The sequence below is a fragment of the Trinickia caryophylli genome, from assembly GCF_034424545.1.
GTDB classification, from domain to species: Bacteria; Pseudomonadota; Gammaproteobacteria; order Burkholderiales; family Burkholderiaceae; genus Trinickia; species Trinickia caryophylli.
This window is the reverse complement of the sequence record NZ_CP139971.1, coordinates 1,804,055-1,825,476: the sequence shown is the minus strand read 5'-3', so window position 1 is coordinate 1,825,476 and position 21,422 is coordinate 1,804,055. Positions and strand designations below refer to the sequence as shown.

Genomic DNA, 21,422 nt, shown 5'->3' with positions numbered 1-21,422 from the left:
GTCAAAGCTCGCGCTTGAGCTTGTCCGCAAGCCGCAAGGCCAGCGCTGCAATCGTCAGCGTGCAATTTACGGAAGCCGCCGACGGCATCACGCCGCTCGTCGCGAGAAAGAGGTTCGGGTGATCGTGCGTGCGGCAGTCCGCATCGACGACCGAATCGGCCGGCTCGTTGCCCATGATCGTCGTGCCCATGATGTGGTTGTTCGGCGCGAAGCGGTCGTCGAACGTAACTTCCGTGCCGCTGAAAAGCGCCGCGATCTGCGAATACATCTCGTGCGTGTGCGCCGCGCTGCGTTGCACGTAATCGTCGATCGAGTAATAGATCTCAGGTTGAGGGATGCCGAGCGCATCCCTGCGATCGGCCGACGGCACGATGCGGTTTTTCGGCTGCGGCAGGATCTCGTGAAAACTGTTGATCGTCAGCGTGCGCGAGGCGCGGTCGCGGATCTGCCGGTCGAGCTCCGCGCCCGTCAAACCCTTCTTGAGCAGCGCGGCCGTGACCGCCATCGTCGGCACGCCATTCGACAAATGCAGTTTCTTCGCTGCGTAATCGGCGCGAAACGCGCCGTCGCGGAAATTGACGACCGAGGTCATTTCCATCGGCCCGCGCCCCGGCCACAGCGCCTCGTTCGCCACGAAGCTCACGCCCGTGCCCGGGTGATCCATGAGGTTGCGGCCGACCTGATCCGACCCGTTGCCGATGCCGCGCGGAAACTTCTCCGAGGCCGACATCAGCATCAGCTTCGGCGTTTCGATGCCGTTGGCCGCCAGCACGAAGAACTTCCCCGTCACACGCGTGGTGCCGCCGGACGGGTCCTTGTAGTGCACGGCCGAAATGAGCCCCTTGTCGTCCGCCTCTATCCGATAGACGATGGCCTGCGGCACGATTTGAGCACCGGCGCGCTCAGCTTTTTCGGCATGCACGATACCGTTGTACATGGCCGCGATCGGGCAGATCGGCATGCAGTTGTTGTTGCCGCAACAGGTCGGGCGCGCATCGTAGGGCTGGCTGTTGCGGGCCACGGGCTCGGGAACCACCGTGAAGCCGTTGCCGTTGAGGACCTCGCTGAAACGCGCGTCGAGATAGGACAACGGCAGTTGCGGCATCGGATAGGGCTTCGTGCGCGGCGAGCCGAGATCGACCGTAAGGGCCGGGCCGGAGACGCCGAGCTGGACCTCGGCCGCGTAATACCAAGGCTCCAGTGTTTCGTAAGGAAACGGCCAGTCGCGGCCGACGCCGTACTGCGTCTTCAGCTTGAAGTCCGACGGCAGCAGGCGCCAGGCCGCCGCCGCCCAGTGCCAGGTGGTCCCGCCAACGAGCCGCAGATACTGCGACTCGTAAGGGTAGTCGCCCTTCTGAACCAGATAGTCGTTCGGCGGCGAGTATTGCGGATGCGGCGCGTACGGCATCGACGGATAAGGCGTTGCGAAATCCGCCTTGGCCGGCGAATTCCGAAAGTTTTCGACGATCTGCCAGCGCGCGAGGCGCGGGCCGGCCTCCAGCACGATCACCGAGGCGCCCGCCAGCGCGAGCTGATGCGCGACGAGACTGCCCGCCACGCCGGAGCCGACTATGACGACGTCGGCAGAAGGGTTGTTAGCCATGTGAAAAAAAGTGCTGCGCCAGATCCATCGTTCGCGGGTTGTCTCGGGGCCGCATGCCGGCGGGATATCGTCTCGCCGACGCGCCACGGGATACGTCGTTGGCGTCGCCTGAGCCGGCGGTCATGCCGTTATCCGCTCAACGGCTTGCGCGCCCAGTAAAACGGCACATCGCGGCAATACGACGGAATCGTCAGCACGTCCTTCACCGGATCGAACATCAGCGCATGCTCGTACGCGAGCACCTTGACGGTCGGCGCTTCGCCCACAAGGCCCAGGTACCAAGCACGCATGATCTGGCCGACCGCCCTCGAGAGACGCGCGTCTTCTGCCTCGAGCGCGGCAGTGACCGTATCGCTCGGCACGCCGCCGTGCGCCTTGAGCCATGTGTTGAGCGCGGCCACGTTATCGGCGAAGGAGCTGTCGGCCTTCACGAGCGCGTCATATATGCGCCGGCCGAGCACGGGCTCGACGCTCGGACGCCCGGTGAGGTGTTGCGACAACGCGACGAACGCGTCGAATCCGCCGCCGGCTGGCGGCATGTAGCCCGCGGCGGCGGCAAAGCTGCCAAGCGGCAGGCCAAGCGAGGCGGCAATGGAGGCCGCCATCGTCGACGCGCATGCGCCGAGCATGAATCGTCTGCGGGCGAAAGCCGGCCCAGCGTGGTCGCGCCGGCTTTCTCGAGCATCTGTCATGTGGGCTCCAAGGTCATGTTCTTGACCCTGCCGGCCTGCGCCGGCATTTGAGGTCGCCCCCGAATGCGGTCTTGACGCCGCCCTCCAGCCGGCGGTCTTTCATTATGCGAGATGCGCGGGCGGCGCCCACTGCGACGAAATATAGCTGCGTCGGCGCGGTTCGACAATCGCCTGCGGAGCGCGTTCCCGCGCATGCATGACCAGTCGCACTCCACCGTAAGCCTTCTGCAAAGCTCGACGCGCGGGCCTGCCTGCTTCGCGCGGCAGCAACGAGAACGAGCCGGTGCACACGGCCAAATCGACACGACGATGTAAAAACGCGTGGTCGAAGGCCGTCATATCTACAGCTCGGGTCGCCCGGGCCGGCGACGCCGCACAAATGGCTCACGCTGCGCGTACCGGGCGCGCATACTTGTTCTCGCCGACGATGCCGCGCCCGCGCGCCCGCCCCCGCCTGCTCCGTTCACGCGCCGCGGCACACAACGTGCTTCTTCTGCACTCGCGCTCGCGAAGCCGCCCGCGGCTCTGGACCGACACCCGCCGATCCGCGCCTCGACGCTTTCAAGCGCCGCTCTCTTTGGCGGGGCGATCGCGTGCGAGCCGCGCGCATCCCCACCGCCGGACGACCAGGGAATCGACCGATGGAACGACGTCAAACGTATGCGCCGCGGATCTACTTCATTCACCCCCTCCTGACCGGGCCGCTCCACGCGTGGCCCGCGCATTTCGAACGGGCAGCCGCGCTCGGGTTCGATCACGTTCTGATCGGCTCGCCGTTCGCACCGGGGGACGCCGGCCACATTCAACTCGTTGCCGATCATGCGCGGCTGCATCCCGCCCTGCAGGCCGAGGGCACAGCCGACGACGCCTTGCGCCGGCTCGCGGATGAAGCCCGCACACAGGGGCTCGCCGTGCTGGTCGACATCGTGCTCGACCGCGTTGCGGCCGATAGCGCGCTCTTTCAGGAGCATCGCGAGTGGTTCCGGCCATTCGAGCCCGACGAGGCACAGCTCGATCCGCGCCACGCGCGGCGCGAGGACCATTGCGCCTACGCGGACTTCTCCAACCCCGGCGCCGCCGCGGGGCTCGGCGCCTGGTGGTGCGAGCGTCTCGTTGCGCTCGCCGATGCCGGCGTGGCCGGGTTCCGCTTCGACTCGCCGCATCACGTTCCGATCGACGTCTGGCGCGAGCTCGGCGCTGCCGTTCGCAAGCGCCAACGCGACGCGCGCTTTCTGGCCGCAACGCCGGGCATCGCCCGCGGCGAACTCGTACGGCTCGCCGGGGCGCAGTTCGACAGCGTTTTTTCGTCTGTACGCTGGTGGGACTTCCGCGAAGACTGGCTCGTGGACGAGCACGCGGCGCTCGTGCAGGTGGGCGCTCCGATCGCCTTCCCAGAGTCGCCGTACGGGCCGCGCCTCGCCTCGGACTACACGGCCGCGAGCGATGCGGCAATCGTCGAGCGCGCCTATCGCCGCGCGCTCGACGCGGCCGTAGCGCTCGGCACCGGATGGCTCATGCCCATGGGCTTCGAGTACGGTATCGGCGAGCCGCTTTCGTACCGGTCCGGCAACGCCGAGCAGTATCGGCGAGCGTGCGAAAACCGGCGTTTCGACCTGTCCGCCACGGTCGCCGCAGCGAATGCGCTGCATCGGCAAACGCCGCTGCTCGCGACTACCGGCGAGTTGCGCGCGCTCTCCGCGCCGGGTGCGCATGTGGCCGTCATGCTGCGCGGCGAGCGTCCCGACCTGCGCGATTCGAGCGAAGCCTTGCTGCTGCTCGCCAATGCGGACCTGAACACGCCCGCATTCGTCGATCCCGCGCATTTCCTCGATGGCGTGCCCGGCAGCTTCACGGCCTTCAAGCCACTGACCGAAGCCTGCACGACCACGCCCGAGCCGCTCGAACCCTTCACGCTCGCGCCCGGCGAAGCACGCGCGTTGCGCGCGCGCGCCTGCCCCGGCGTGACGATGCGGCACGGCTCCAAGCGCGCCGCCACGACTGCCGTCACGGAGGCACTCGCCGCACCGCGTATCGCGATCGAAAGCGTATCGCCGTGCGTCGATGCGGGCCGCTTCGCCGTCAAGCGCGTCGTGGGCGAGGAGGTCGAGATCAGTGCGGCGATCTTCGGCGAAGGCCACGACAAGATTGCGGCCGCCGTGATCTGGCGCGCGGCCGATGAAGTCGCGTGGCGCGAAACGCCGATGACACCGGCCGAGCCGGCCGGGATGGATCTCTGGCGCGCACGCATCGCACTCACGCGTGTGGGCCGTCACGAATTCACCGTCATCGCCTGGCGCGACGATTTCGCCTCGCTCGTCGATCACATCCGCAAGAAGCTCAACGCCGGGCAATCCGTCGATCTCGAACTGGAAGAAGCGCGCCATCTGCTCGCGCGCGTGCTGGCCGAAGCCGAGACGGCCGACGCCACGGGGACGCAACAGCCGCTTCAGCACGAGCACCGGGCGCACGAAACGCAGCGCGCCGCCGTGAACGAACTCAAGGACATCGCGCAGCGGTTCTCGCGCGCGAGCCGCGACGCGCGCCAGGAACTCGTGCTCGCGCGCGAGACCGAATCGATCGTCGCGCTCGCACGGCACAGGCCGTTCCTCTCGCGCGACCCGATCACTTATCGAATCGACGCGGAGCGCCTCGCTGCGCGATTCTCGAGCTGGTACGAGATCTTTCCGCGCTCGATGAGCGGCGACGAATCGCGTCACGGCACATTCGACGACGTGATCGCGCAATTGCCGCGCATCCGCGACATGGGCTTCGACGTGCTTTATTTCCCGCCGATCCATCCGATCGGCAAGGCGAACCGCAAAGGCCGCAACAACACGCTCAACGCGCAGCCCGGCGATGTGGGCAGCCCCTACGCGATCGGCGGCCAAGCAGGCGGCCATACCGCTGTCCACCCGGAACTTGGCACGCTCGAGGATTTCAAGCGCATGCTCGCGGCCGCGCACGCGCACGGCCTCGAGATCGCGCTCGATTTCGCGATTCAATGCTCGCCCGATCACCCGTGGCTCACCGAGCACGCCGCCTGGTTCGCATGGCGGCCCGACGGCACGCTACGCTATGCGGAGAATCCGCCGAAGAAGTATCAGGACATCGTCAACCCCGAGTTCTACGCGCACGATGCGAAGCCCTCGCTGTGGCTCGCGCTGCGCGATGTCATACGTTTCTGGATCGATGCCGGCGTGCGCATCTTCCGTGTCGACAACCCGCACACGAAACCGCTGCCGTTCTGGGAATGGATGATCGCAGACATTCGCGCGGAGCGGCCCGACGTCATCTTTCTGTCGGAGGCGTTTACGCGGCCCAGGCTCATGTATCGGCTCGCGAAGATCGGCTTCTCGCAGTCCTACACCTACTTCACGTGGCGCGAGACGAAGCGCGATTTCACCGAGTACCTGTCCGAGCTCACGCAGACGAACGTGCGCGACTTCTTCCGCCCGCACTTCTTCGTCAATACGCCCGACATCAATCCGCGCCATCTGCAGGCGTCGGGGCGCGCCGGGTTCATGATCCGCGCTGCGCTCGCGGCGACACTCTCGGGCCTGTGGGGCGTCTATAGCGGCTTCGAGCTCTGCGAGGCCAAGGCACTGCCCAACAGCGAGGAGTACCTCGATTCCGAGAAGTACCAGCTCCGCGCATGGGACTGGCACCGGCCCGGCAACATCGTGGGCATCGTGACGGCACTCAATCGGATTCGACGCGCGAATCGCGCACTGCAGACGCATCTCGGGCTCACGTTCCTGCCCGCGCACAACGACCGGATTCTCTTTTTCGAAAAGGCAACGCCCGCGCGCGACAACGTCGTGCTCGTCGCGATCAGTCTCGATCCGTTTTCGCCGCAAGCGGCCGATATCGAACTGCCGTGGCATACGTTCGCGCATTGGCACATGAACGACTGGGACGCGCTCGCGGTGACCGACCTCATGAACGGCGCGCGCTTCGAATGGCGAGGGCGACGGCAGCACGTACATATCGACCCGGACACGCAACCGTTCGCGATCTGGCGCATTGCGCCGGCCGCCGGGCTGCCGCGCGACATGCGCGCACAGCTCGCGCCGCATGGGCACGCAGCCTCGGAGACGCATCATGAAGCGTGAAGATCAACATATCGACCCGGTCGCCCACGGCGCCAACACCGGCGACACCGAGCGGATGCACGCGCGCACCGGGCGGCGGGCCAAACGCTCGCCGCTCGCGGACGACCCGCTCTGGTACAAGGACGCCATCATCTATCAGGTACACGTCAAGTCGTTCTTCGATGCGAACAACGACGGCGTCGGCGACTTTCCCGGCCTCATTGCGAAGCTCGACTACATTGCGGAACTCGGCGTCGACACGATCTGGCTGCTGCCGTTCTATCCGTCGCCGCGCCGCGACGACGGCTACGACATCGCCGACTATCGCGGCGTGCACCCCGACTACGGCACGCTCGCCGACGTGCGCCGCTTCATCCAGGGTGCGCACGCACGCGGCATGCGCGTGGTGACCGAGCTCGTCATCAATCACACGTCCGATCAGCATCCCTGGTTTCAGCGCGCGCGCCGCGCAAAGCCGGGCTCGAATCATCGCAATTACTACGTGTGGTCCGATACCGACAAGAAGTACGAGGGCACGCGCATCATTTTCATCGATACCGAACCGTCGAACTGGACTCACGACCCGGTTGCGGGCGCGTACTACTGGCACCGCTTCTATTCGCATCAGCCCGATCTGAACTTCGACAACCCCTCGGTCACGCGCGAGGTGCTGCAGGTGATGCGTTTCTGGCTCGACATGGGCATCGACGGGCTGCGGCTCGACGCCGTGCCCTACCTCGTCGAGCGCGAAGGCACGAACAACGAGAACCTGCCCGAAACGCACGCGGTCCTCAAGCGCATCCGCGCCACCATCGACGCCGAGTATCCGAACCGGATGCTGCTGGCCGAGGCGAACCAGTGGCCCGAAGACGTGCAGGAATATTTCGGCAACGAAGACGAATGCCACATGGCGTTCCACTTCCCCCTGATGCCGCGCATCTATATGGCGATCGCAAGTGAGGACCGCTTTCCGATCACCGACATCATGCGCCAGACGCCGGAACTGCCACCGAGCTGCCAGTGGGCCATTTTCCTGCGCAATCATGATGAGCTCACGCTCGAGATGGTGACCGACTCCGAGCGCGATTATCTCTGGAACACCTATGCAAGCGACCGCCGGGCGCGGCTGAATCTCGGTATCCGGCGGCGCCTCGCGCCGCTGATGGAGCGCGACCGGCGGCGCATCGAACTCATCAACTCGCTGCTGCTTTCGATGCCGGGCACGCCCGTCATCTACTACGGCGATGAACTCGGCATGGGCGACAACATCCACCTCGGTGACCGCGACGGCGTGCGCACGCCGATGCAGTGGTCCTCGGACCGCAACGGCGGCTTCTCGCGTGCCGACCCGGAGCAGCTCGTCTTGCCGCCCGTCATGGGATCGCTCTACGGCTTCGATGCCGTCAACGTGGAAGCGCAGACGCGCGACCCGCACTCGCTGCTCAACTGGACGCGACGCATGCTCGCCACGCGCCGTTCGACGCATACGTTCGGCCGCGGCAGCATTCGCTTCCTCAAGCCGTCCAACCGCAAGATACTTGCGTATCTGCGAGAACTCGAAGGTCACCCGCCGATTCTCTGCGTGGCCAATCTCTCGCGCGCGCCGCAGGCGGTCGAACTCGATCTCTCCGAGTTTGCCGGGCGAGTACCCGTGGAGATGACGGCCGATTCGATTTTCCCCGCGATCGGCCAGCTCACCTACCTGCTCACGTTTCCGCCTTATGGCTTCCTGTGGTTCCTGCTTTGCAAGAGCGAGGATCGCCCATCGTGGAGCCAGCCCGGGTCGCAGCAGTTGCCCGAGTTCGTCACGCTCGTGATCCGCTCCGAGCAAACGGGTCCGACGCCGGAGAACGTGCGGGTGCTCGAATCGGAGGTCCTGCCTTCGTATCTGAGCCGGCGTCGCTGGTTCGCATCGAAGGATCAGAAGCTCAAAGCCGTGCGCCTCGCCGCGCTGACGACGATCCCCGATGCGGGCTTCGCGTTCACGGAAATCGAAGCCGACGTGGGCGCGCATACCGAGCGCTACGTGCTGCCGCTCGCGATTACCTGGGGAACCGACACCACCGTGCCGCTTTTCATGCAGCTGGCGCTCGCACGCGTGAGGCGCGGCCGCAACGTGGGACATCTGACCGACGCTTTCTCGCTGCCGCAGTTCGCCCACGGCGTGCTTCGCAAGATGCGCGAGCATGCCAGCGTGCCGACCGTGCAAAAGAGCGAAATCCGCTTCGTGCCAACGGCCCGGTTCAACGAACTCGACGAGATCGGGGACACGCCGGAGATTCGCTGGATCGCGGCCGAGCAAAGCAACAGCTCGCTCGTGATGGGCGACCGTGCCGTGCTCAAGCTCGTGCGGCGCGTGGTCGGCGGCATTCATCCCGAAGCCGAGATGAGCCGGTATCTGACCGATGTCGGCTACGCGAACACAGCGCCGCTCTACGGCGAGGTCGTGCGCGTGGATCCAGCCGGCGTGCCGCATACGCTTGCGCTGCTGCAAGGCTTCATCGAGAACCAGGGCGACGCATGGAACTGGGCGCTCGACTACCTGCGCCGCGTGATCGACGAACTCGCGCTGGCCGCCGAAACCGAGGAGCCCGATCAGGAGAAGATCGAGGGCTATTGCGGCCTTGCGTCCATCATCGGCAGGCGCCTTGGCGAATTGCACGCGGCCCTGGCCGCGCCGACCGACGACCCCGCTTTCGCCCCCGAGCCCGCCACCCCCGACGACGTGCGCGGCTGGATCGATGGCGTGCAGTCCATGCTCGCCGGCGCGCTCCACGTGCTGGACGGCGAACTGGCCAAGGCCGGCGAGCATTTGAGCCCCGACACGCGTGCGCTTACGCAGCGGCTCGTCGCGCAGCGCGAACGGCTCGCCGCCGCGATCGATGCTCAGGTACCGCACGAACTCGACGCACTGCGTATTCGCGTGCATGGCGACTTCCATCTGGGCCAGGTACTGATCGCGCAAAACGATGTCTTCCTGATCGACTTCGAAGGCGAGCCTGCTCGCCCGCTCGACGAGCGGCGGCTGAAAAGGAGCCCGCTCGTGGATGTGGCCGGCCTGCTGCGCTCGCTTTCCTATGCGAGCGCCGCCGCACAGCCCGTTCTCGAGAACGCCCCGGCGCAGACGGCAGACCGCAAGCGTCAACTATTCGAGCTTTTCCGCACGCGCGGGGAGGAAGCGTTCCTGGGGGGATACCGCGAGGCCGTGAGCAAAGCCGTGAAGCCGCTCGTATCGCCGGAAGCCGAAGCTGCGCTGCTCGATCTCTTCCTCATCGAAAAAGCCGCCTACGAGGTCCGTTACGAGGCCGCCAACCGGCCTTCGTGGCTCGGGCTGCCCGTGCGCGGACTCGCGCTGCTCGCGAGCCGGCTGCTTGGCGAACCGTTCGAGCTGCCGGAAAACGGCACCTCAGGCGACAACAACGGCGACGAGGGCGGCGAGCAGGGCACGCCCGCGTCGCCATGAGGTAGCGGCCAATGAACGACCAAGCCACTCCGATTCATTCCATCGCCGAGCGCGACGCCGCGGTCGGGCTCGACCTCGTCGATATCGAAGCGCTTGTCGATGCGCGCCATCCGGACCCGTTCTCGCGGCTCGGCATGCATCGCACGAGCGCGGGCATTGTGGTGCGCGCCTTTCTGCCGGGCGCGGCCGGCGTGACCGTGATAGAACGCACGGGCAGCGCCTGTCTCGGCCGGCTCGTGCGAATTCACCCAAGCGGCCTCTTCGCCGGTTTCGCTGAGCGGGCCGAGCCGTACAGGCTGCGCATCGACTGGCACGGCGTCGAGCAGGAGATCGAGGACACCTACTCGTTCGGCCCCGTGCTCGACGAGGAAGCACTCGGGCGCCTTGCGCGATCCGACCCATACGCCGTGCTGCAATGCCTCGGCGCGCGGCCCTGCTCGCTCGACGGCGTGCCCGGCGTGCGCTTCGCGGTATGGGCGCCGAATGCAAGGCGGGTTTCGGTCGTGGGCGACTTCAACACCTGGGACGGACGCCGCCACCCGATGCGCCTGCGCCACGTGGCCGGCGTCTGGGAACTCTTCGTGCCGCGGCTCGCGGCCGGCACGCGGTACAAGTACGAGATCGTGACGCGCGATGGCCACACGCTGCCGCTCAAGGCGGACCCTTGCGCGATGTGCACGGAGCGCACCCCGGCCACGGCTTCCGTCGTGGCCGACGTAGCCGGCATCGAGCAGTTCGGTTGGACCGACGGCGCCTGGATGGCGCAGCGCGCGGCCCTGCACACGCCGCGCGCGCCGATCGCGATCTACGAAGTCCATGCCGAATCGTGGCTGCGCATCGACGAAGAAGGCCACCGCGGGCTGAACTGGTCCGAGCTTGCCGACCGCCTGATTCCGTACGCCCTCGGCATGGGCTTCACACACGTCGAATTCCTGCCGATCGCCGAACACCCGTTCGGCGGCTCGTGGGGCTACCAGCCGCTTTCGCCGTTCGCACCGTCTGCCCGCTTCGGCCCGCCGGAGGGCTTCGCCGAGTTCGTCAACCGGGCTCACGAGGCAGGGCTGGGCGTAATCCTCGATTGGGTCAGCGCGCATTTTCCGAACGACGCGCACGGGCTCGTCGCGTTCGACGGCACCCCGCTCTACGAGCATGCCGATCCGCGCGAGGGGTACCACCAGGACTGGAACACGATGATCTACAACCTCGGCCGCAACGAGGTTGCCGCGTTCCTGATCGCCTCCGCACTCGCGTGGCTGCTGCGCTACCACGTCGACGGTCTGCGCGTGGACGCCGTCGCATCGATGCTCTATCGCGACTATTCGCGTGCCGAAGGGCAATGGGTACCCAATATCTACGGGGGGCGGGAGAACCTGGAGGCCATCGCCTTCCTGAAGCGCGTCAACCACGAAGTGGCGCACGCGCCCGGCGTGCCCGGCGCCGTCACGATCGCGGAGGAATCGACGGCCTGGCCCGGCGTGACGGCGCGCGTGGAAGACGGCGGCCTCGGCTTCGGCTTCAAGTGGAACATGGGATGGATGCACGACACGCTCCACTACATGCAGGAAGACCCGGTCTATCGGCGCTACCACCATCACAACATGACGTTCGGAATGGTTTACGCCTATTCCGAGCGCTTCGTCCTGCCGCTTTCGCACGACGAAGTCGTGCACGGCAAAGGCTCTTTGCTCGGCAAGATGCCGGGCGACCGCTGGCAGCGCTTTGCCAATCTGCGCGCCTACTTCGGCTTCATGTGGACGCATCCCGGCAAGAAACTGCTCTTCATGGGCGGCGAGTTCGGGCAGGACACCGAGTTCGACCACGACGGCTCGCCGCGCTGGCACTTGCTCGACGATGGGATGCATCACGGGGTGCAGTTGCTCGTGCGCGACCTCAATTGCCTTTATGCGCAGGAGCCTGCACTGCATGCGCTCGACTCGGAACCGGGCGGCTTCGAATGGCTCGTGGGCGACGACAGCGGCAACAGCGTGTTCGCCTATCGGCGCAGCGACGGCACGGGACGCGAGGTGGCCGTGGTCTGCAATTTCACGCCGGTGCCGCGCCACGGCTATCGCCTCGGCATGCAGCGCGCGGGGCAGTGGAAAGAAGTGCTCAACACCGATGCGAGCGTCTATGGCGGATCGAACGTGGGCAACGGCGGGCTCGTCGCGACCGACAACATCGCGAGCCATGGCAAGCCGCAATCGGTCGTCCTCACCTTGCCGCCGCTCGCGACGATCGTGCTGCGTGCGGCGTAACCATACGCCGCGCGCACGCCGCGGCGATTCGAATCGACAAGGAAACGAGGGGGCATGGCGAATTCTCTACCCGATCGGCTCGAGGCCGGCTCAGCCTACCCGCTGGGCTCGACATGGGACGGCCTCGGCGTCAATTTCGCCGTGTTCTCGGCGAACGCCCAGCAAGTCGAGCTCTGCGTCTTCGATCCGACCGGCCACAAGGAACTCGCGCGCTATCCGCTGCCCGAATGCACGGACGAAGTCTGGCATGGCTACCTGCCCGGCGCGCACCCCGGCACCGTGTACGGATTTCGCGCGCATGGCGCCTATCTGCCGCAGCAAGGGCACCGCTTCAACGCGCACAAGCTGCTGCTCGATCCGTACGCGAAGAAGCTCACGGGGGCATTTCGATGGTCCGACGCGCTCTTCGGGTATCGCGTGCATTCGAGCCGTCACGACTTGTCGCTCGACCGGCGCGACTCGGCGCCGGCCGTGCCGAAGTGCGTCGTCATCGACGAAGCGTTCGACTGGTCGCGCGACGTGCGACCCGACGTGCCATGGTCCGAGACGATCATCTACGAAGCGCATGTGAAGGGTGCCTCGATATTGAGCGACGAAGTGCGCCAGCACGAACGGGGCAGCTTCGCGGCGCTTGCCACGCCGCATTTCATCGAACATCTGCACCGGCTCGGCGTGACCGCCATCGAGCTGCTGCCCGTTCACGCGTTTCTCGACGAGCGGTTTCTGCTCGAACGGCAGCTCACGAACTACTGGGGCTACAACACCGCCGCGTTTTTCGCCCCGCACCCGGCCTATCTGTCGACCCGACGGCTCAACGAAATGCGCATCGCCGTGCGGCAGTTCCACGCAGCCGGAATCGAGGTGATTCTCGACGTGGTCTATAACCACACCTGCGAAGGCAACGAGCTTGGGCCGACCGTATCCTGGCGCGGCCTCGACAACGCCAGCTACTATCGTCTGATCCCGGGCGACGAGCGGCACTACATCAACGATACGGGCTGCGGCAACACGCTGAACCTGTCGCACCCGCGCGTGCTGCAAATGGTGATGGATTCGCTGCGCTACTGGGCGAGTGCCTATCACATCGACGGCTTTCGCTTCGACCTCGGCGTGACGCTGGGGCGCGAGGGCACGGGCTTCGATCCCGGCTCGGGCTTTTTCGACGTAATCCGGCAAGACCCGGTGCTGTCGCAACGCAAGCTGATCTCCGAGCCGTGGGACGTTGGCCCGGGCGGCTACCAGGTCGGCCACCATCCGCCCGGCTTCGCGGAATGGAACGACAAGTTTCGCGACTGCGTGCGGCGGTTCTGGCGCGGCGACGCGAGCATGCGCGCCGAACTCTCGGCACGCATCGCGGGCTCGGCCGAGCTGTTCCACCACCGCTATCGACGGCCGTGGGCCTCGGTAAACTACCTCGCCTCGCACGACGGCTTCACGCTTGCCGACGTCGTTTCATACGAGCAAAAGCACAACGAGGCCAACGGCGAGAACAATGCCGACGGGCACAACGAGAACTGCAGCGCGAACTGGGGAGCCGAGGGCCCGACCGCGGACGAAGAGGTTCTGGACACGCGCCGCCGTGTGATGCGCTCGATGCTCGCGTGCCTCTTCACGTCGCTCGGCACGCCGATGCTTGCGGCCGGAGACGAGTTCGCGCGCAGCCAGGGCGGCAACAACAACGCCTATTGTCAGGATAACGAAATATCCTGGCTCGACTGGCGGCAAGCCGCTTCGGACGAAGGACGCGCGATGACGTCGTTCGTTTCGCGCATGATCGCCCTGCGCCGCGCGCATCCGCTGCTGCGCGATACCCATTTTCTGCGCGGCGACGGCGACGTGCTGCCGCAGATCAAGGACGCCGAATGGTTCGACGAACGCGGCGAGCCGTTGACGGCCGAGACGTGGCAAGACCCGGAGGGGCGCGCGCTCGTGATGCGCCGTGCCGGGCCGGGCCTCGACGGGCAGACGGAAGTGCTGCTGCTGATGTTCAACGGCTCCGATCGCCCGTTGCCGTTCGTGCCGCCTGCGCCGCGCCTGGAATGGAACGTGCTGGCCGATACGGGACGCCCCTGGCGCGAGCCGCACCGGCTCGAAGACGAGGCACTCGAGCTTTACGCGCACGGCTTTGCCCTGCTGTGCGCACGGCCCCAGCCGGCCGATGGGCCGAGCCCGTGGAGCGATCGCTCGATCGGCCCGCATCCGACCGGCGAAGCAAGGAACCCCCATGCCTGAACATCTGTTCGATCGCCAGGCCCGCTACGCGCACTGCCTGCCGTTCGGTGCCCATCTTCTCGACTGTGCCCCGGGTGCCTCGCCGCGCACGCGCTTCCGCTTCTGGGCGCCGGCGTGCCATTCTGTGCAGGTCGAAATCGAAGACGCGTCGACGACGACGCTCGTCGACATGGCGGCCACCGGTAACGGATGGTTCGAAGCGCAAGCCGATTGCGGTGCCGGCACGCGCTACCGTTACCGGCTGGATGGCGCCGCAAACGGCGCCGTGGCGGATCCGGCCTCGCGCTTCCAGCCGGAGGACGTAGGCGGCCCGAGCGAAGTGGTCGATCCGCGCGCCTATGTCTGGCAGCAAACGCATTGGATGGGCCGCCCGTGGGAAGAGATGGTCATCTACGAGCTACATGTCGGCGCACTCGGCGGGTACGCGAGCGTCGCCCGGCGCCTGCCGCGCCTCGCCGAACTCGGCGTCACGGCGATCGAACTGATGCCGCTCAACGACTTTCCGGGCCATCGCAACTGGGGCTATGACGGCGTACTTCCGTTTGCGCCCGATTCGTCCTACGGCAGGCCCGACGACCTCAAGGCGTTGATCGATTGCGCGCATGGGCTCGGGCTCGCCGTACTGCTCGACGTCGTTTACAACCATTTCGGACCGGAGGGTAATCATCTGCCGCGCTACGCCCCCCACTTCTTTCGCCAGGACAAAACCACGCCCTGGGGGGCCGCAATCGACTTTCGCCGCCAGGAAGTGCGCGAGTTCTTCTGCCAGAACGCACGCTATTGGCTCGACGAGTATCGATTCGACGGCCTGCGTCTCGATGCCGTCCATGCCATCGACGACGATGACTGGCTGCGCGAGCTGGCCGAGCGTGTGCGGCGCTCGACCGAACCGGGCCGCCACATCCATCTCGTGCTCGAAAACGAGCGCAACACGGCGAGCCTGCTGCGCGGGCCATTCGACGCGCAATGGAACGACGATGCGCACAATACGCTGCACGTGCTGCTGACGGGCGAGCACGAAGGCTATTACCGGGCCTACGCCGACCGACCGATCGAGAAGCTCGCGCGCGTGCTTGCCGAAGGGTTCGCCTACCAGGGAGAGCCGTCTCCGATCCATGACGGCGCACCGCGCGGCGAGCCGAGCGCGCATCTGCCACCGAGCGCGTTCGTCATGTTCCTGCAGAATCACGATCAGATCGGCAATCGCGCATTCGGCGAACGTCTGCGCACGCTGTGCGCGCCACAGGCGCTTCTGGCCGCGACGGCGCTCATGCTGCTCTCGCCGCAGATCCCGCTGCTCTTCATGGGCGAAGAAGCGGGCTCGACTCAGCCTTTCCTCTACTTCACCGACTATGCGGGCGATCTGGCCGACGCGGTGCGCGAAGGACGCCGCCGCGAGTTCGCCCGGTTCTCGGCATTCAGCGACGAAGAGCGGCGCGCGCGCATTCCCGATCCGAACGCCGTTCAGACGTTCGCGCTCTCCTCTCTGGCCGACGACGCCAACTGCGAGCCCGGCAGCGAACCGCGGGAGCGCACAGTCGGCGAAAGCGATGCTTGGCTGCACTTCTATCGCTCGGCGCTCGCCGTGCGCGCCAAGCTGATCGCGCCGCGCATTGCCCATGCGCGTGCACTCGGCGCCATCGTGCTGCCGATGGCGAGCGGCCGTGACGCCAACGCCCTGCTCGCCCGCTGGCAACTCTCCGACGGACAAACGCTATCGATCGCGTTGAACCTGACACCCGATGCACTGCCGTTCCCGGCACGCCCCGACGGCATGGTCATCTTCGAAACACCGCCGCGCACGCGCGACAGCGTCGATGCGGGCGAGTTGCCGGCCTATGCGTGCATCGCATGGCTCACGGGTGACGTCAACGCCTATGCGCTGCGGCACGACGCCCGCATCATCGAGCCTCGGGAGGACGATCTGTGAGTACGCGTACGCCTTCGGCCGCGCGGCAGCGCGCGAGCCGCGATGCGCTGGAGCGGCTCGCGACGCGCGCCGGTTTCTCGGTACGCTGGGAGGATGCGCATGGCCGCGAGCAGCACGTGCCGCAGGATACGCTCGCGGCCCTGCTCACGGCGCTCGGCTTGCCATGCGGTACGCGCGACGAAGCGGCGCAAAGTCAAGCGGCGCTCGATGCGGAACTCGCCGCGAGCGTATTGCCGCCGCTCGTCACGGCCGAATGTCATCGCGCCATATCGCTGCCGCGGCCCGCGGCGAAACCGAACAGCCGTTATCGCATCGAACTCGAAGGCGGCGGCGCGATCGAGGGCCACGTGAGCGCGCCCGGCGGCGAACCGGCAATCATCGCGCCGGTGGCCGAGCCCGGCTATCACACGCTGCTTGTGGACGGCGCGCAGGTCCGTCTGGCGGTCGCGCCGCGACGCTGTCATACCGTCGACGATGCGCGCCGCGCCGGCGCCGAGAAAGCAACGGCGGCGACGGCGACGGACAGGGCCCGGCAAACCGCGCTCTGGGGCATTGGCGCCCAGCTCTACAGCCTGCGGCGGGACGGGGACGGCGGGCTCGGCGACTACACGGCGCTTGCCACCTTCGCGGAGGAAAGCGCGCGCCGGGGCGCCGCTGCGCTCGCGGTGAGTCCGACGCATGCGATGTTCAGCGCCGATCCCTCGAAATTCAGCCCCTACTCGCCGTCATCGCGGCTCTTTCTCAACGTGGCGCACATCGATCCGGCCGCCGTGCTGGGTGCGCAGGCGGCCGGACGTGCACTCGAAGCCGCCGGCGTGCGCGACGCGTGGGCGGCACTCGAAAGCGCGCCTCTCATCGATTGGCCACGTGCGCTCTCGCTGCGGCTCGCGGTGCTGCGCTCGCTCTTCGAATCGTTTTGCGCGCACGAGCACGCCAGCGGATCCGCTCTCGCCGCGGACTTCTCGGCATTTTGCGCACGCGGCGGGCGAGCGCTCGAGGATCACGCCCGTTTCGAGGCGCTCGACGCTTACGAACGCGAGCACAACGGCCGCATGCACTGGCGCGAATGGGCCGCCGGCCTGACCGATCCGCGCGGCAAGGAAGTGCGGGCGTTCGCCGAGGCCCACCGACGCGAGGTGGAATTTCATCTTTTCATGCAGTGGCTCGCGGCCAAGGGCCTCGATCGGGCCCAACAGTCCGCACGCGAAGCGGGCATGGCGATCGGGCTCGTGGCCGATCTCGCGGTAGGCTGCGACGGCGCGGGCAGTCACGCGTGGTCCTATTGCGACGACATGCTGCAGAAGGTGTCGGTCGGCGCGCCGCCCGATCTGTTCAATCAGGCCGGGCAGGCATGGGGGCTCACGACGTTCTCGCCGCGCGCGATGCGCAACCAGGGCTTCACGGCGTTCATCGATATGCTGCGCGCCTCGTTCGCCCATGCGGGCGGCTTGCGCATCGATCACGTGCTGGGCCTGCAGCGCCTCTGGCTCGTGCCCGAGGGCGCGCAAGCGAAGGACGGCGCTTACCTCAACTACCCGTTCGCCGATCTGCTGCGCCTCATCGCGCTCGAGTCGTCACGCCATCGGGCAGTGGTCATCGGCGAGGATCTCGGCACGGTACCGCCCGGCTTCCGGGAGCGGCTTGCACAGCATGGGCTGCTCGGCATGCGCGTGCTCTGGTTCGAACGCGAGCCGGACGGCCATGGTTTTCTACCGCCGCAACAATGGGGCGATCACTCGCTCGCCACCACGACGACCCACGATCTGCCCACCGTGGCAGGCTGGTGGCAAGGCCACGATATCGATTGGCGCCACCGCATAGGCCAAACCGTGCCGCGGCGCGACGGGCGCGACCCCGTGGCGGCGGCCAGGGACGAACGAGCCGCCGATCGCGACGCGCTATGGGAAGCGTTTCAGCGTGCCGGCCTCGCGCCTGACGACACGAGCGCACCACCGCCCGATCAGCCGCCCGTGGACGAAGCGCTCGCCTATGTTTCGTCGACGCCCACGCCACTGGCCGTGTATCCGCTCGAGGATCTGCTGGGCACGATCGAGCAGCCGAATCTGCCGGGTTCCATCGACGAACATCCGAACTGGCGGCGGCGCCTCACGGCCCCGCTCGACATGCTGTTCGCCGATGCCGGCTTCAACGATCGTCTGCTGGCGCTCGCGCGGCTGCGCGACGACATGGCGCAACGCGTGCCGAAACCGGATGAACGGAGCGCACCATGACGCTCCCCCGCTCGACCCTGCGCCTGCAATTGCATCGCGGCTTTACGTTCGACGATGCAGCTGCCCATGTCGATTACTTCGCGGCGCTGGGCATCAGCCATCTTTACCTGTCTCCGCTCACCACGGCGGTACCGGGATCGACGCACGGCTACGATACGGTCGACTACGGCACGGTCAGCCCGGAGCTCGGCGGCGAGCCGGCGCTTCGACGCCTCTCGCAGGCGCTGCGCGCGCGGCAAATGGGCATCATCGCCGACATCGTGCCGAATCACATGGGCATCGCATGCGGATACAACGCATGGTGGTTCGACATCCTCGAATGGGGGCGGCACAGTGCCTATGCGCGCTATTTCGACGTGGATTGGCATTCGCCCGACCCCGCGTTACGCGGCAAGGTGCTCGCGCCGTGCCTCGGCGCACAGTACGGCGAGGAGCTCGCGGCCGGCCGCATCGCACTGGCCTTCGACGAAACGCTCGGCCGCATCGTCGCGCGCTACGCCGAGCATGTGTTCCCGATCTGCCCCGTCGACTATCCCGTCTTGCTGCGCACGCAGGCGCCCGGCGACGAGCGCTCGGCAAGCGAGCGGGCCGCACTGGCGGAGCACTTCGACGGGCTGACGCCGCAGCCCGAAGACAGGCCGCGCGCGCAGGCCGCGCTGGACGCACTGCGAACGTTCGCGGCGGAGCAAGGCCAGCCCGCGATAGAAGCAGCACTGGCCGCATACTCGCCCGCCACGCCCGCCTCGCGCGATCGGCTGCACCGCCTGCTCGAGCGGCAGTTCTATCGATTGGCGTGGTGGCGCACCGCTTCCGACGAGGTGAACTGGCGGCGCTTTTTCGACATCTCCACGCTGGCCGCCATCCGCACCGAGCGCGTGGAAGTGTTCGACGCCGCCCACGGGCTGATCCTGCAGCTCTTTGCGCAAGGCATTGTCGATGGGGTACGCATCGATCATATCGACGGCCTGCTGGACCCGCGCGACTATTGTCACCGTCTTCGCGAGCGTCTCGCCGAACGCGAAGCCCAGCGGCCGCCGCAGATCGACGGCACACGCGCCTATCTCGTCGTCGAAAAGATCCTCGCGCCGGGCGAAACGTTGCCCGCCGATTGGAACACGGACGGCACGACCGGCTACGACTTCATGAACGAGGTGGGGGCGTTGCTGCACGATGCGCGGGGCGAAGCGCCGTTGACCGCTGCCTGGAACGACCTCGCAGGCAGCAACGCCTCGTACGAGGACGAAGCGCGCGCCGCACGCCGCCTGCTGCTTGCCGAGAATTTTTCGGCGGAACTCGATCGCGCCGCGCGCGCGCTGCACCGGATGGCGCGCGAGCATCCGGCCACGCGCGATTTCGCTTTCGCGGCGATCCGCCGTGCGCTGACCGAACTCGCGGTGCATTTCCCCGTCTATCGCCTCTACCCGAACAGCGGCGTACGGACAAGCGCCGACGAGCCCTACTTCCGCCACGCTTACGATCAGGCACGAGCCGCACTGCCCGCCGCCGATCATGCGGTGCTCGAGCAGGTCGATCGGTGGCTCGGCGCCAGCGCCGATGGCGCCGAGCCACCGAGTTCCGTGCAAGGCGCGGGCGGCCCGCACGGTGCCGCACCGAATCGCGAACGCAGAACGGCAAGCGCCGTGTTCGCACAGCTGACCGCGCCGCTCGCGGCAAAGGCGCTCGAAGACACGGCGTTTTATCGCTACGGCCGCCTGCTGTCGCGTAACGAGGTGGGCTCGGCACCCAATGTCTTCTCGCTGTCGGTCGAACAATTCCACGCGGCGAACGCCGAGCGTGCCAAGCGTTTCGCGCACGGCCTTCTCACCACGGCCACGCACGATCACAAGCGCGGCGAGGACGTACGGGCACGCCTCGCGGTGCTGAGCGAATTGGCCGACGAATGGTGCGCGACGCTGCGCGCGTGGTCGACGTTGAATGCGCCTCAGCGGCGAGCACTCACGGGCGGTTCGTTATCGAGTGCGCCGCTGCCGGGCTCGGTCACATCGCGCGACTGGGCGCCGGGCCCGACAGCGGAGGCGATGCTGTACCAAACGCTCATCGGCTGCTGGCCCTACGAACTCGATCCGTCCGATGCCGACGGTGTCGAAGCGTTCGCGCAGCGTATCGCCGCGTGGCAGCTCAAAGCCTTGCGCGAAGCGAAGCTGCGCACGAGCTGGCACGCGCCCGACGAGACTTACGAATCGGCCTCGCGCGAATTCCTTTTCGACATCCTTTCCCCACAGCGCCGCGACGGCTTCCTGCACGAGCTCACGCGCTTCGTCGCCCGCGTAGCCCGCGCGGGCGCGGTGAACAGCCTCCTGCAAACGGTGCTGCGCATCACCTCGCCCGGTGTGCCCGACCTCTATCAGGGCACCGAGCTGTGGGACTTCAGTCTTGTCGACCCTGACAATCGGCGGCCAGTCGATTTCGCCAGGCGCAAGGCAGCGTTGACCGATGCGCCCCCGAGCGACCATCTCGCGAGTTGGCGCGACGCACGCGTGAAGCTCGGCATCGTGCAGCGCGCGCTGACGCTTAGAGCCCATTCTCCCGCGCTTTTCCTCGAAGGCGACTACGAGCCTTTGCCGGTGACCGGCAACTGCGCCGAACACGCCATTGCCTTCGCTCGCAGGCACGGCGACGCCTACGCGATCGTCATCGGCACCCGGCTCGCTGCTTCGCTGCTCTCGCCGCAAAGCGACGTCCCGCTCGTCGATCCGGCCTTGTGGGAAGACACGTCGATCACGCTGCCGCCCACCTTGGCCAGCCGCACGCTGTTCGATTGGTTCAGCCCGGCGGCACCGAAGGCCGACGCGAACGGACGGCTGCTGCTGTCCGAGGCATTGAGCGCGCTGCCGGTCGCCCTGCTCGTGGAAGAGGGCGTGCGCTGACACAGCCGCACACGGCGTGGCCTGCGTATGCCAAGTC

General features: G+C 67.0%; 10 protein-coding genes. 7 read left to right on the top strand and 3 right to left on the bottom strand.

From position 1 onward, the window contains the following. Position 1: 1 nt before the first annotated feature. From U0034_RS27170 to U0034_RS27160, 3 genes are all read right to left on the bottom strand, one after another. Entirely contained in the window at positions 2–1,603 is a 1,602-nt protein-coding gene (locus U0034_RS27170; protein ID WP_085227593.1) for a GMC family oxidoreductase, read from the bottom strand. Between the two features lie 128 nt (positions 1,604–1,731). Next, a complete protein-coding gene (locus U0034_RS27165; RefSeq protein ID WP_085227594.1) occupies positions 1,732–2,295 on the bottom strand; it encodes a sugar dehydrogenase complex small subunit in 564 nt (187 codons plus the stop codon). A gap of 102 nt (positions 2,296–2,397) precedes the next feature. After that, on the bottom strand, positions 2,398–2,634 hold the full coding sequence (locus U0034_RS27160) for a hypothetical protein (RefSeq protein WP_102623037.1): 237 nt from the start codon (positions 2,632–2,634) through the stop codon (positions 2,398–2,400). Positions 2,635–2,936: 302 nt separating this feature from the next. On the opposite strand from U0034_RS27160, the gene U0034_RS27155 reads away from it, so the two are divergent. From U0034_RS27155 to treY, 7 genes are read left to right on the top strand one after another with little or no spacing between them, the layout of a single operon-like run. Continuing rightward, on the top strand, positions 2,937–6,407 hold the full coding sequence (locus U0034_RS27155) for a maltotransferase domain-containing protein (RefSeq protein ID WP_085227596.1): 3,471 nt from the start codon (positions 2,937–2,939) through the stop codon (positions 6,405–6,407). Next, complete coding sequence (treS, locus tag U0034_RS27150) at positions 6,397–9,849, top strand: maltose alpha-D-glucosyltransferase (protein ID WP_085227597.1); 3,453 nt, start codon at positions 6,397–6,399, stop codon at positions 9,847–9,849. The genes U0034_RS27155 and treS overlap by 11 nt, the downstream gene beginning before the upstream one ends. Before the next feature lie 41 nt (positions 9,850–9,890). Continuing rightward, on the top strand, positions 9,891–12,104 hold the full coding sequence (gene glgB / locus U0034_RS27145; RefSeq protein ID WP_176072565.1) for a 1,4-alpha-glucan branching protein GlgB: 2,214 nt from the start codon (positions 9,891–9,893) through the stop codon (positions 12,102–12,104). Between the two features lie 54 nt (positions 12,105–12,158). Further along, entirely contained in the window at positions 12,159–14,336 is a 2,178-nt protein-coding gene (glgX, locus tag U0034_RS27140) for a glycogen debranching protein GlgX (RefSeq protein ID WP_085227599.1), read from the top strand. Beyond that, entirely contained in the window at positions 14,329–16,266 is a 1,938-nt protein-coding gene (gene treZ, locus U0034_RS27135) for a malto-oligosyltrehalose trehalohydrolase (RefSeq protein WP_085227600.1), read from the top strand. Before glgX ends, treZ begins: the two co-directional genes overlap by 8 nt. Further along, complete coding sequence (gene malQ, locus U0034_RS27130) at positions 16,263–18,497, top strand: 4-alpha-glucanotransferase (protein ID WP_085227601.1); 2,235 nt, start codon at positions 16,263–16,265, stop codon at positions 18,495–18,497. Before treZ ends, malQ begins: the two co-directional genes overlap by 4 nt. After that, on the top strand, positions 18,494–21,385 hold the full coding sequence (treY, locus tag U0034_RS27125) for a malto-oligosyltrehalose synthase (RefSeq protein ID WP_085227602.1): 2,892 nt from the start codon (positions 18,494–18,496) through the stop codon (positions 21,383–21,385). Before malQ ends, treY begins: the two co-directional genes overlap by 4 nt. Positions 21,386–21,422 lie beyond the last annotated feature (37 nt).

Bases quoted from the DNA above. Each gene is read 5' to 3' on its own strand.
- U0034_RS27170 (WP_085227593.1), bottom strand. From the start codon at position 1,603: ATGGCTAACAACCCTTCTGCCGACGTCGTCATAGTCGGCTCCGGCGTG.
- U0034_RS27165 (WP_085227594.1), bottom strand. From the start codon at position 2,295: ATGACAGATGCTCGAGAAAGCCGGCGCGACCACGCTGGGCCGGCTTTC.
- U0034_RS27160 (WP_102623037.1), bottom strand. From the start codon at position 2,634: ATGACGGCCTTCGACCACGCGTTTTTACATCGTCGTGTCGATTTGGCC.
- U0034_RS27155 (WP_085227596.1), top strand. From the start codon at position 2,937: ATGGAACGACGTCAAACGTATGCGCCGCGGATCTACTTCATTCACCCC.
- treS (WP_085227597.1), top strand. From the start codon at position 6,397: ATGAAGCGTGAAGATCAACATATCGACCCGGTCGCCCACGGCGCCAAC.
- glgX (WP_085227599.1), top strand. From the start codon at position 12,159: ATGGCGAATTCTCTACCCGATCGGCTCGAGGCCGGCTCAGCCTACCCG.
- treZ (WP_085227600.1), top strand. From the start codon at position 14,329: ATGCCTGAACATCTGTTCGATCGCCAGGCCCGCTACGCGCACTGCCTG.
- treY (WP_085227602.1), top strand. From the start codon at position 18,494: ATGACGCTCCCCCGCTCGACCCTGCGCCTGCAATTGCATCGCGGCTTT.